This window comes from Pseudoxanthomonas sp. 134C1, assembly GCF_057773065.1.
Window position 1 is genome coordinate 255,587 of the sequence record NZ_JBYMTH010000001.1, and the last position, 12,893, is coordinate 268,479.

9 protein-coding genes are annotated in these 12,893 nt (G+C 66.3%); 5 read left to right on the plus strand and 4 right to left on the minus strand.

Features of this window, described 5'->3' with window-relative positions:
- Positions 1-2: 2 nt before the first annotated feature.
- The 4 genes from AC3DEZ_RS01130 to rpmH form a co-directional block, all read right to left on the minus strand.
- Complete coding sequence (locus AC3DEZ_RS01130) at positions 3-2,672, minus strand: polysaccharide deacetylase family protein (protein ID WP_488386558.1); 2,670 nt, start codon at positions 2,670-2,672, stop codon at positions 3-5.
- A 99-nt stretch (positions 2,673-2,771) separates the two neighbouring features.
- On the minus strand, positions 2,772-4,490 hold the full coding sequence (yidC, locus tag AC3DEZ_RS01135; protein ID WP_488386559.1) for a membrane protein insertase YidC: 1,719 nt from the start codon (positions 4,488-4,490) through the stop codon (positions 2,772-2,774).
- A 13-nt stretch (positions 4,491-4,503) separates the two neighbouring features.
- Positions 4,504-4,929, minus strand: coding sequence for a ribonuclease P protein component (rnpA, locus tag AC3DEZ_RS01140; RefSeq protein ID WP_488386560.1), 426 nt, complete (start codon positions 4,927-4,929; stop codon positions 4,504-4,506).
- A gap of 88 nt (positions 4,930-5,017) precedes the next feature.
- Positions 5,018-5,158, minus strand: a complete 141-nt coding sequence (rpmH, locus tag AC3DEZ_RS01145) for a 50S ribosomal protein L34 (RefSeq protein ID WP_097123437.1) — start codon at positions 5,156-5,158, stop codon at positions 5,018-5,020.
- Positions 5,159-5,444: 286 nt separating this feature from the next.
- On the opposite strand from rpmH, the gene dnaA reads away from it, so the two are divergent.
- The 5 genes from dnaA to AC3DEZ_RS01170 all read left to right on the plus strand — a co-directional run bounded on the left by dnaA (position 5,445) and on the right by AC3DEZ_RS01170 (position 12,859).
- Complete coding sequence (gene dnaA, locus AC3DEZ_RS01150; RefSeq protein ID WP_488386561.1) at positions 5,445-6,773, plus strand: chromosomal replication initiator protein DnaA; 1,329 nt, start codon at positions 5,445-5,447, stop codon at positions 6,771-6,773.
- A gap of 231 nt (positions 6,774-7,004) precedes the next feature.
- Positions 7,005-8,105 carry a DNA polymerase III subunit beta gene (dnaN, locus tag AC3DEZ_RS01155; RefSeq protein WP_488386562.1) on the plus strand — a complete coding sequence of 367 codons (1,101 nt, stop codon included), beginning with the start codon at positions 7,005-7,007 and terminating at the stop codon, positions 8,103-8,105.
- Between the two features lie 284 nt (positions 8,106-8,389).
- Positions 8,390-9,475 carry a DNA replication/repair protein RecF gene (gene recF / locus AC3DEZ_RS01160; protein ID WP_488386563.1) on the plus strand — a complete coding sequence of 362 codons (1,086 nt, stop codon included), beginning with the start codon at positions 8,390-8,392 and terminating at the stop codon, positions 9,473-9,475.
- Between the two features lie 128 nt (positions 9,476-9,603).
- Positions 9,604-12,042: a DNA topoisomerase (ATP-hydrolyzing) subunit B gene (gyrB, locus tag AC3DEZ_RS01165; protein ID WP_488386564.1), complete on the plus strand. Its 2,439-nt coding sequence runs from the start codon at positions 9,604-9,606 to the stop codon at positions 12,040-12,042.
- 4 nt (positions 12,043-12,046) lie between these two features.
- Positions 12,047-12,859 (plus strand): CPBP family intramembrane glutamic endopeptidase, encoded by an 813-nt coding sequence (locus tag AC3DEZ_RS01170; protein WP_488386565.1) that lies wholly within the window; start codon positions 12,047-12,049, stop codon positions 12,857-12,859.
- Positions 12,860-12,893 lie beyond the last annotated feature (34 nt).

Here is a 12,893-nt window from a genome sequence, read left to right on the forward strand (position 1 = left end):
GTTCATTGCCGCTGCCTGAGCTGCTCGCGCACGGCATCGGCCGAAGCGCCGGTGGGCTGGAGCTCGAGATAGGTGCGGTAGGCCTTCTCCGCTTTGGCGACGTCATCCAGATGACGGTAAGCATCGCCCAGATTGAGATAGGCGACCGCGCGCGAGGGATCGATGCGGACCGTGTTCTCCAGCCACCGCGCCGCCTGCGCGTACTTGCCCTGGCGGTAATAGACGAAACCCAGGTTGTTCGCCGCGAGCGCGAAATCGGGACGCAGCTTCAGCGCCTCGGCAAAGGCTTCCTCGGCTTCGGGATAGCGCTTTTCCTTGTACAGCTGCAGGCCGCGATCATTGGCACGCTGCGCCTGCTGGCGCTCTGATACGCGACCGGCGGCGGCCGGCAGCGCGACCTGGCGCGCGTCACCCTGCAGATCCCGGATCGTCACCTGGCCCGTCCCCGCCTCGGGCGTGGAGGCCTCGACCTTGCCGTTGAGCGCGATGGCCTCGCTCGACAGCTGCTGCGTGCCGGCAGTGAGGAATTCGTCGCCGGCCGGCACTTCGAACACGAACTCGCCACCCTGCGATCCCGGCAGCGATCCGAATGCGGGTGTCTGCGGCGAGATGCCCGATACCGCCGGCGCCACGTAGGCCGCCAGTTCGGTGCCGGTGATCAGGCCGTCCCCGTTGAGATCGCCCTTGCCCGACAGCGCCTGCAACAGCACCCAGGTAAACACCGAATGGCCATTCGGCCCGCTGTCGGCGACCTGCTGGTCGGCGCCGCCGGCGGTCAGCATCTGCCGCGCGATCCGGCGCGCGTTCTCGCGCAGGTAGGCGCTGGCGCCGTTGCCGCCCCGGGTCAGGCCCAGGCCGCTGTAGCAGGCGTCCATCACGAACATCACGTGCTTGGCCTCCAGGCTTTCGGCGATGTTCTGGATGTCGGTCATGGCGATGGCGTCGTTGGCGAACTGCGACGGATCCGAATCGGCCGGAATGATGTAGCCCAGCTCGCGTCCCGATGCCAGCCGGCGGGTCGCGCCATGGCCGGCGAAGAACACGAACACCCGATCGTTCTTGCCGAGCCCGCCATGACCGAGCCGGTCGTGGAAAGCCGCGAGGATGTTGTTGCGGGTCGCTTCCCTGTCCTTGAGCACGATGACCTGCGAGGACGGAAACCCGAACTGTCCGGTCAGGGTATCGGCGATGGCCTGGGCATCGTTGCCGGCATAGCGCAGCTTCGGCCAGCGCGCGTAGTCGTCGATGCCGATGACGATCGCCCAGGAACGCGCGTAGCCGGTGGTGACCGCGGGCTCCTGGCTGCGGGCGGCGCGGGCGACACTGAAGTCGCGACCGTTCCAGGCGGCGAACTGGTAACCCTCGGCGGACAACCGATCCAGGATTTGCGGCAGTGCCTTGACCGTGCGCTCGTGGATGTCATGGAACAGCACGATACCGCGCTGCTCCTTCTGGACCTGGTCCAGCACGCGCTGGACGATCGATTCCGGCACCGGATCGGCCCAGTCCAGCGAGTCGATGTTCCACATCACCGAACGCAGTTTGGCCTCGCCGAGGATGCGCATGCCTTCGGCGTTGCGCGCGCCATAGGGAAAGCGGAACAACGGCGCGCGGCGCGCATCGATATCGCGAAGCAGGGTGTCGGTGTCGAGGATCTGGCTGCGCAAGGCGTCGCCGGTCTGCCTGGACAGCTGCGCGTGGGTCAGGCTGTGGTTGCCGACCGTGTAACCCTGCGCGATCAGATCGCGGGTGACGCCGGCCAGTGGCCCGAGCGCCGCCTGCCCCTTGTCGTCGAGCTTGCCCAGGTTGCGACCGACCTGGAAGAACGTGGCCGGCACGTCGTAGCGCTTGAGGATCGCGATGATGTCCTCGGTGTAGGCGCGATGCGGGCCGTCGTCGAAACTCAACACCACCGTCTTCGGCGGCAGATCGCGGCCGAACACCTCGCGATCGCCATCGGCCATCGACATCGGATAAGGGGCGATCACCCCGTATTCGCGCAGCAGCGCGTCGCGGTCGTGGCGCTTGCGCAGGCTGGCGACATAGTCGTCCCACTTCTCGCGCTTGAGCTCGATCGCCCGGGTGGTGTCGAAGCGGCTGAAGATGCGGGTGATCTCGCGGTTGTAGTTGCGCTCGATTTCCTCCAGCGCCTCCAGGTCCTCGCCGATGCGCTGGTGCAGCTTGATCGCCGGCAGCGAGGAATCCTTGCCGACCAGTGTCTGCAGATCGCGCAGGATTTCGCGGAACGCCAACCGATCGGCGTCATGCAGATCCGGCGCCGATTCGATGTAGTCCAGTCGCCCGCCGAGGGCGGCGAAGCGTTCGGGTTCGGACCGGGCCAGCAACGCGGCGAACAGCCCCTGCAGGCGTACGGCGCGTTCCAGGTTGTCGTGGAACAGGCTCTGGCCGATCGCGCTGGCGCTGGCCCGCGCGGCGGCCGGCAGGGAATCCTCGTCGTCGAGCAGGACGATGATCCGCCGGTGGTTCTCCAGCTGCGCCTTCAGTTCGGCGTCGATCGCGCGGGTGTCCACCGCGCCGGCCGTACCCGCCGAAGCCGGCGTCGACGCGCCCTGTTTTCCGACGTCCGTGCCACCGTCGCCCTTGCCGCAAGCCACCAGCGCGAACCCCGCGGCCAACACGAACAACAGGCAAAGAAAACGGCGGAATGGCATCGCGGCAGGTCCGGAAAAACAGCGGAAGGGGTGGCCGCGCATGTTACCCCGGCAAAGAAAAACCCGCCTTGCGGCGGGTTTTTCTCGGAGTGGCGCGGCTTACTTCTTGGCGGTGGCCGTCGCGGTGGCGGGCTCGCCATGCCGCTTGGTCATCCACCATTGCTGCAACAGGCCGAGCGCGCCGTTGGTGACCCAGTACAGGACCAGGCCGGACGGGAAGAAGGCCATCATGACGCCGAACACCAGCGGCATGAACTGCATCATCTTCTGCTGCATCGGGTCCATGCCCGGCGCAGGCGTCAGCTTCTGGGTCAGCCACATCACCAGCATGTTGAGGACCGGCAGGATGAAGTACGGATCCTGCGCGGTCAGGTCCTGGATCCAGGCGAACCACGGCGCCTGGCGCAGTTCCACCGATTCCACCAGCACCCAGTACAGCGACAGGAAGATCGGCATCTGCACGAGGATCGGCAGGCAGCCGCCCATCGGGTTGATCTTCTCCTTCTTGTACAGCTCCATCATGGCGACCTGGAACTTCTGCTTGTCGTCGCCGTAGCGTTCCTTCAGCTGCTGGATGCGCGGCTGGAACTTGCGCATCTTGGCGAAGCTCTTGTACTGCGCCGCCGACAGCGGATACAGCGCCGCCTTCACCAGCAGCACCAGGCCGATGATCGACCAGCCCCAGTTGCCCAGCAGCGCGTGCAGGTGGGCGAGGATCCAGAACAGGCCCTGGCCGATCAGATCGAAGATCTGGAACTGGCTGTAGTCGACCGCGCGGTGCAGGCCCGGCACCTTCTCGGCCTTGATCTTGTTGACCAGCTTGGGACCGACCCACAGGCGCGCGGTGGTCGCGACGGTCTGGCCCGGCGCGACGTTCAGCGCATCGCCCATGTCGCGGATCAGCGGGCGCGGACCGGTGGCGTACTTCGGCTCATCCAGCGAGATGGTGGTGTGGTCGGCCGCCTGCGGAATCCATGCGGTGAAGAAGTGGTGCTGGAGCATCGCGATCCAGCCGCCAGTGCCACGCCAATCGACGCGGCCATCCGCCACGTAGTCCTCGTCGAACTTGCGGCGCTGGTAGCCACCGTCATACCAGGTGGCGCCGCTGAAGCTGAAGGATTCGGGGTTGGTCATGCCGCGCTTGACCAGCGGCGGGTTGCGGGTCAGCTGGCGGTAGATCGCGCCCTGCCACGGTGTGTTGCCGGCATTGACCACTTCGTCGCGCACCTGCACGGCGTATTCGCCGCGCTTGAGCGTGTAGGTGCGGCGGATGCTGACGCCATCCGGACCACGCCAGATGAAGGGCGCGGAGATTTCATCGCCGCCGGCCGCAAGCGCGAAAGCGGTGCCGGCTTCGGGGACGAAGCCCTTTTCATGGTTCGGCGCGGCGCGCGTGCCGCCGGCCGGCACCCAGCCGCTCTCGGCGACGTAGTAATGCGCGGGATCCTGGTTGAACAGCTTCACCGCCGGGCTGCCGGGGCGCTTGTCCTGCGGGTAATGCAGCAGTTCCGACTCCAGCACGCTGCCACCGTCGAGCACCAGCTTGAGCACGTCGCTGCTGATCGTCACGCGCTGGCCGGTCGAGGGCGTGGCGGAAGCGATTGCCGTCGCGGGCGCGGCAGCGGGCACCTGCGGAACCGTGCTTCCCGGCTGCGCGGTGGGGGCAGCGGTCGGCACGGTGCTGCCCTGCGCCGCGGGGGCGGTCACCGCCGGGGTAACGGACGCGGCGGCGGGCGCATTGAACTTGCCCCACTCCATCCACAACAGGATCGCCACCATCAGCCAGGCGAAAATCAGGAAAACACGGGTCTGGTTCATCGGACAGGCAATCTCAACCGGCGTGGGGTTCCGGTGTCGTGGAGGAAGAAGAAGGGGAATTCAAGGCCGCCGGCATTGTGCCTACCGCCGGAGTCGGCGGCAATGCGCCGGCGCGGACGAGGACACGGACGAAGGTGTCCAGCAGTTGCGCGTTGCTGGCCGTCCTGGCCGGTGGACGCGCCACCACGACGTAGTCGCCGCCGGGCAGCTGGCTACGCAGGCGGCGGAACTGCTCGCGCAGTTGGCGCTTGATTCGGTTGCGGCCCACGGCGCGGGTGTCGACCTTGCGGGAAACGGCCATGCCGAGCCGGGCCGGGTGTTCACCAGCCAGCCAATGCAGGCTCAGCAACGGATCCGAGCAGCGGCGCGACTTCTCGAAGACGCGGGCATACTCCGCGCCCGTACGGACCCGGGCAGGACGTGGAAATGCTGCGCTCATGACAGCAAGAAGCCCGCACCGTTCAGTGCGGGCTCCTGGCAAGGGCATCGCATGATTGATGTCTCGGCCGCGAATTGCGGCAAAGCCATCAGGCGGTGAGGCGCTTGCGGCCCTTGGCGCGGCGACGCGACAGGATCTTGCGACCGTCTGCGGTCTTCATGCGGGCACGGAAGCCGTGGTCGCGCTTGCGCTTGAGATTGCTGGGTTGGTAAGTGCGCTTGGTGGCCATGGGGCCCTCGTGCGGGGTTGCGGATGGAAAGAACCGGAAATTCTATAGGTATCCGCCGGTTACGGTCAACACCGGCGAAGAAGATCGAAATGGGCGACGCAAGGCCGCGCTCCGGTTGGGATCGCCGCCGGTCCATTCATCCACATCTTATGCACAGGAGCCATTGGCGCGGCCGGGTGGCGGTGGTAGTCTGGCCGACCCCTTCTTTACAGGCTCCCGACCGCGCAGGCGCGTGGCGTGGACGCCGTGTTTTCCACACCTTATCAAGAACGAGTTGTTTCACGCGATGGATGCCTGGCCCCGCTGCCTTGAACGCCTGGAAGCCGAATTTCCGGCAGAGGATGTACACACCTGGTTGAAGCCGCTGCAGGCCGAACAGCGCAGCGATGCGGTGGTCCTGTACGCGCCGAACGCCTTCATCGTGGAACAGGTCCGCGAGCGTTACCTGGACCGGATCCGGGAACTGCTGGACTATTTCGCCGGGCATGCCGAGGTTTCGCTGGAAATCGGTTCGCGCGCCCGCGCGCCGGAGCCGGTCAGGCCCGCCGCGCCGGGTCTGTCGATGGCGCCCGTCGCCACGGCCGAGCCCTATGCCGGCAATCTGGATACCCACTACACCTTCGACAACTTCGTCGAGGGCCGCAGCAACCAGCTCGGCCGGGCGGCCGCCTGGCAGGCGGCGCAGAAGCCGGGTGACCGCGCCCACAACCCACTGCTGCTGTACGGCGGCACCGGCCTGGGCAAGACCCACCTGATGTTCGCCGCCGGCAACGAGATGCGCCGGCAGAATCCCAATGCGCGGGTGCTGTACCTGCGTTCGGAGCAGTTCTTCAGCGCGATGACCAAGGCGCTCATCGAGAAATCGATGGATCAGTTCAAGCGTCGCTTCCAGCAGGTCGACGCGCTGTTGATCGACGACATCCAGTTCTTCGCCGGCAAGGATCGCACCCAGGAAGAGTTCTTCCACACCTTCAACGCGCTGTTCGACAGCCGCCAGCAGATCATCCTCACCTGTGATCGCTATCCGCGCGAGGTCGAAGGCCTGGAACCACGGCTGAAGTCGCGCCTGGCCTGGGGCCTGTCGGTGGCGATCGAACCGCCGGATTTCGAGACCCGCGCGGCGATCGTGCTGTCCAAGGCGCGCGATCGTGGCGCCGAGATTCCCGACGAAGTGGCGTTCCTGCTCGCCAAGAAGATGCGCAGCAACGTGCGCGATCTGGAAGGCGCGCTCAACACGCTGGCCGCGCGCGCCAACTTCACCGGCCGCGCGATCACCCCGGAGTTCGCCCAGGAAACCCTGCGCGATCTGTTGCGCGCGCAGCAGCAGGCGATCAGCATCCCGAACATCCAGAAGACCGTGGCCGATTACTACGGCCTGCAGATCAAGGACCTGCTGTCCAAGCGCCGCACCCGCTCGCTGGCGCGGCCCCGCCAGGTCGCGATGGCGCTGGCCAAGGAGCTGACCGAGCACAGCCTGCCGGAAATCGGCGATGCCTTCGCCGGTCGCGATCACACCACCGTGCTGCATGCGTGCCGCCAGATCCGCAGCCTGATGGAGACCGATGGCAAACTCCGCGAGGATTGGGATAAGTTGATCCGTAAACTCAGTGAGTAAGACGCCTGCACCCCTGTGGACAAACTGTGGCTGGAATTTTCGCCAGAATTTATCCACAGGTTTCAGGGTCCCTCCCGAGGGGCTTGTCCACGGGGTTGGATCTGTCGGAAAATCTTTGCGATTCAAATGTTTGTGATGGTTCTCCACTGATTTCGGCGAAACCATCACCACCAGTTTTTAAGATCTTTCACTTCTTTTTAGAAGCACAAGGCACAAGGGGCACCCACCGACATGCGTTTCAGCCTTCAGCGCGAAGCATTCCTCAAGCCGTTGGCCCAGGTGGTCAACGTGGTCGAACGGCGGCAAACCCTGCCGGTCCTGGCGAACTTCCTGGTGCAGGTGCAGAACGGCCAGTTGTCGCTGACCGGCACCGATCTCGAAGTGGAAATGATCGCGCGCAGCGCGGTCGATGACGCCCAGGACGGCGAGACCACGATTCCGGCCCGCAAGCTGTTCGAAATCGTCCGCGCCCTGCCCGACGGCAGCAAGGTCACCGTCAGCCAGTCGGCCGACAAGGTCACCGTGCAGGCCGGACGCAGCCGCTTCACCCTGGCGACCCTGCCGGCCAACGACTTCCCCTCGGTGGATGAAGTCGAGGCCACCGAGCGGGTCGACGTGCCCGAAGCAACGCTGAAGGAACTGATCGAACGCACCGCGTTCGCGATGGCCCAGCAGGACGTGCGCTATTACCTCAACGGCCTGCTGTTCGACCTGGCCGACCGCACCCTGCGCTGTGTGGCCACCGACGGCCACCGGCTGGCGCTGTGCGAGGCCACGCTGGAGGGCGCGCCGCTGTCCAAGCGCCAGATCATCGTGCCGCGCAAGGGCGTGACCGAACTGCAGCGCCTGCTGGAAGGCGGCGATCGCGCGCTGGAGCTGGAAGTCGGCCGCAGCCACATCCGGGTCAAGCGTGACGATGTGACCTTCACCTCCAAGCTGATTGACGGCCGCTTCCCGGACTACGGCGCGGTGATTCCGATTGGCGCGGACCGCGAAGTACTGCTGGATCGCGAGGTGCTGCGCGCGGCCCTGCAGCGTGCGGCCATCCTGTCCAACGAGAAGTATCGCGGCGTGCGGGTGGAAGTCTCTCCCGGCCAGCTGCGGATCAGCGCCCACAACCCGGAGCAGGAAGAAGCCCAGGAAGAGATCGAGGCAGACACCAAGGTCGACGGCCTGGCCATCGGCTTCAACGTCAACTACCTGCTGGACGCCCTCAGTGCGCTGCGCGACGAACAGGTGGTGATCCAGTTGCGGGACGCCAACTCCTCGGCGCTGGTTCGCGAAGCCAGCAGCGAGAAGTCCCGTCACGTGGTCATGCCGCTGCGTCTCTGACGTCTGGTTTCACGTGGAACACGTATTTCGCCCGGCCCATGCCGGGCGATTTCGTTTTGGGGCGGTGCAACTCCACAGAGCTCCGGCACGACGCCGATGCGGGCATGGCTCCCCCACATCTTCGATCCGGCGATCCGGAGACGGATTCACGGGGCGCGCGCCATCCGGAATCCCGTCCATCCCGGCAGGGCGATCCCGTAAGATCCCGCCATGCTCCCCCGCCCGCTTCCACCGTCCCGGGTGGCTTCCCGACTTCTGCCTGCCCTGACCGGAGTCCCCAGCCTGTGCGCGTGACCCGCTTGACCGTGGCGAGACTGCGCCGTTTCGAGCAGGCCAGCCTGCGGCCCGCGCCCGGGTTGAATCTGATTACCGGAGACAATGGGGCCGGCAAGACCAGCCTGCTGGAGGCGCTGCACCTGATGGCGTACGGCCGCAGCTTCCGTGGACGGGTGAGGGATGGACTGGTCCGTACCGGTGCCGAAGCGGTCGAAGTCTTCGTCGAATGGGAGGAAGACGGAACCACCCGGCCCCGTCGCGCCGGACTGCGTCATAGCGGCCAGGCCTGGACCGGGCGTCTGGACGGCGAAACCGTGGCTCAGCTCGGTGAGCTGTGTGCCGCTCTGGCGGTGGTCAGCTTCGAGCCGGGCAGCCATGCCTTGGTCACTGGCGGCGGGGAACCCCGCAGACGCTTCATCGATTGGGGCTTGTTCCACGTGGAACAGGACTTCCTCGGGTTGTGGCGGCGCTATGCCCGTGCCCTGAAGCAACGCAATGCCCTGCTCAAGTCCGGTATCGGCGGCGCCCAACTGGACGCCTGGGACCACGAGCTCGCCGAGGCCGGAGAGCCGCTGACCCAGCGGCGCCTGCAGTACCTGGACCAACTTCAGCCACGTTTGAGCCGGATGGCGGGCGAGCTGGTGCCGGCGCTGGGGCGCGCCAGCCTGGAATTCCAGCCCGGCTGGCGGCGGCACGAAGTCTCCCTGGCCGATGCCTTGTTGCTGGCGCGGGACCGGGACCGTGCGGCCGGCCACACGTCGGTAGGGCCCCACCGCGCCGACTGGCGGGTGGACTATGCCGCCTGCCCCGCCCGGGAAGCCCTGTCGCGTGGCCAGGCCAAGCTCACGGCGCTGGCCTGCCTGTTGACCCAGGCCGAGGATTACGCCGCACGTCGCGGCGAATGGCCGGTGATCGCGCTGGATGATCTGGCTTCCGAACTCGACCGCAGCCACCAGCGGCGGGTACTGGAGCGTCTGCTCGGCAGCGGCGCCCAGGTATTCATCACCGGTACCGAGCTTCCGCCCGCCCTGCTGGAAATGGACGCGCAGCCAACCCGGTTCCACGTGGAACACGGGCAACTGTCCCCTGTCTGACAGCGGCAGCGCATCGGGGGCGCCTGCGCCCGGGATGCTATAATTTCCGCTCGTATCCCTATAGCTTGCGTGCCAGCCCGGCGTTCTCCGGTCTGGCACCAGCGGCTATGCAGCCGACCACGAAGCGAATGACCGACGAAACGATTCCTGCACCGAACGGCAATTACGACTCCAGCAAAATCACCGTCCTCCGGGGCCTGGAAGCGGTCCGCAAGCGCCCCGGCATGTACATCGGCGACGTGCACGACGGCACCGGCCTGCATCACATGGTGTTCGAAGTCGTCGACAACTCGATCGACGAAGCCCTGGCTGGCCACGCCGACGATGTGATCGTGAAGATCCACGAGGACGGCTCGGTGTCGGTGTCGGACAACGGTCGCGGCATCCCGGTCGACATCCACAAGGAAGAAGGCGTTTCAGCGGCCGAAGTCATCATGACCGTGCTGCACGCCGGCGGTAAGTTCGACGACAACAGCTACAAGGTTTCCGGCGGCCTGCACGGCGTCGGCGTGTCGGTGGTCAACGCGTTGTCGAACAAGCTCACCCTCGACATCTGGCGCGATGGTTTCCACCACGAGCAGGAATACCACCTCGGTGAGCCGGTCTATCCGTTGAGGCAGCTGGAAGCGTCGAACAAGCGCGGCACGCTCACGCGTTTCTGGCCGTCGGCCGAAATCTTCACCGATGTCGAGTTCCACTACGACATTCTGGCCCGCCGCCTGCGCGAACTGTCGTTCCTCAACTCGGGCGTGAAGATCACCCTGATCGACGAGCGCGGCGAAGGTCGCCAGGACGTGTTCCAGTACGAAGGCGGCATCCGCAGCTTCGTCGAGCATCTGGCCCAGCTGAAGACCCCGCTGCACCCGAACGTCATTTCGGTGACTGGCGAAACCAATGGCATCACGGTGGACGTCGCCCTGCAGTGGACCGACGCCTACCAGGAAACGATGTTCTGCTTCACCAACAACATCCCGCAGAAGGATGGCGGCACCCACCTGGCCGGTTTCCGCGCGGCCCTGACCCGCACCCTCAGCAACTACATCGAACAGAACGGCATCGCCAAGCAGGCGAAAGTCAATCTATCCGGCGATGACATGCGCGAAGGCATGATCGCCGTGCTGTCGGTGAAGGTGCCGGATCCCAGCTTCTCCTCGCAGACCAAGGAGAAACTGGTCAGTTCCGACGTGAAGCCGGCTGTTGAGGCCGCGTTCGGTGCACGTTTGGAGGAGTTCCTGCAGGAACACCCCAACGAGGCCCGCGCCATCGCGGAAAAGGTGGTCGATGCCGCGCGCGCCCGCGAGGCCGCCCGCAAGGCCCGTGAACTCACCCGCCGCAAGGGCGCGCTGGACATCGCCGGCCTGCCCGGCAAGCTGGCCGACTGCCAGGAGAAGGATCCGGCGCTGTCGGAACTGTTCATCGTCGAGGGTGACTCGGCAGGCGGCTCCGCCAAGCAGGGCCGCAACCGCAAGAACCAGGCGGTGCTGCCGCTGCGAGGCAAGATCCTCAACGTGGAACGCGCGCGCTTCGATCGCATGCTGTCCTCGGCCGAAGTCGGCACGCTGATCACCGCGCTGGGCACCGGCATCGGCAAGGACGAGTACAACCCGGACAAGCTGCGCTACCACCGCATCATCATCATGACCGACGCCGACGTGGACGGGTCCCACATCCGCACGTTGCTGCTGACGTTCTTCTACCGGCAGATGCCGGAACTGATCGAACGCGGCCACGTCTACATCGGCCTGCCGCCGCTGTACAAGCTCAAGCAGGGCAAGCAGGAGCTGTACCTGAAGGACGACGCGGCGTTGAACGTCTATCTGGCCAACAGCGCGGTCGAGGGCGCGGCGCTGATTCCGGCCGCCGGCGAACCGCCGATTCCGAGCGAAGCGCTGGAAAAACTGTTGCTGGCCTACGCCAACGCGCGCGAGGCGATCGCGCGCAACGCGCACCGCTTCGATCCGCAGTTGCTGGAAGCGTTGATCGACGCGGCGCCGCTGGATGCGGAGTTCGTCGCGCGCAACCAGGAACAGCGCGCCGAACTGGATGCGCTGGAAGCCAAGCTCAACCGGGGCGGCCTCGGCAGCCCGCGTTATTCGCTGCAGTTGCAGGCCGCCAACGAACAGCGTCCTGCCGCGCTGCTGTCCACCCGCCGCCACATGGGCGAGGAACTCACCCAGGTGCTGCCGCTGTCGGTGTTCGAGAGCGGTGAACTGCGTGCATTGCGCGAGTCGGCGGATCTGCTGCATGGCCTGGTCCGCGAAGGCGCCAGCGTTGCGCGCGGGAACAAGTCCCAGGTGATCGAGAGCTTCGCGGAAGTGCAGACGTGGTTGCTCGACGAAGCGAAGAAGGGCCGCAGCATCCAGCGCTTCAAGGGCCTGGGTGAAATGAACCCGGAACAGCTGTGGGACACCACGGTCAATCCGGATACGCGTCGTCTGCTGCAGGTCCGCATCGAGGACGTGGTGGCCGCGGATCAGATCTTCAGCACGCTGATGGGCGATGTGGTGGAACCGCGCCGCGATTTCATCGAAGCCAACGCGCTGAAGGTCGCGAACCTCGACGTCTGATCCGATGCAGGCGGCGCCCGACGCGGGACCACCGCCCGTACCGCCGGCGCGGCTGCGGTCGGCACTGGCCGGCTTCGGCATCGATACCGCGCTCGCTCTGGTCATCACCTTCGCGCTGATGATGGGGGCCGGCGTTGTCTGGGGCATCCTGCGTGCGATCCAGCTGGCGGCCGGCGGCGCGGAGGAAGCCGAGATCCTGGCGGGACTGGCGCAGCCCGGCGCGCTCGCGCAGATCCTGATCGCGCTGTTCTCGATGGGCAGCACCGCCCTGCTGCTGTATTTCTGGCGGCGACCCGCCACGGCCCTGGAACGCCAGCATTCGTGGCAGGCCCTGCGCAGGACCGGCACCTGGATCGCGGTGGCGGGCGTGGCGCTGCTCACCTTCCTTTCCAGCAGCGCCGCGGCCTGGCTGGGGGAGCGGCTGGGCGTTCCGCCGAATCCCAGCAACCTCGCACCCATCCGCGAACTGACCAGCACCACGCCGGTCTTCACGATGGCGTTCGCGGTCCTGCTGGCGCCGCTCTACGAGGAACTGCTGTTCCGGCGCGTGCTGTTCGGCGGCCTGTGGCAGGCGGGCTATCCGATTCTTGGCATGCTGCTCAGCGGCCTGGTCTTCGCGCTTGCCCACGAGGCGCCCGGCCTCAACGGCAACGGCCTGGCCCCCACGCTGCTGCTGCTCGCGGTGTACACCGGAATGGGCGCGGCTTTCGCCTGGTTGTACCGCCGCACCGGCACCCTGTGGGCGCCGATTGCCGCCCATGCGCTGAACAACGCCCTGGCCATGGGCGCCCTGCAGCTGACGGCGGCGTCCGGTTGACGGAATGTTAAGACGGTCTTGCCGACACTAAACC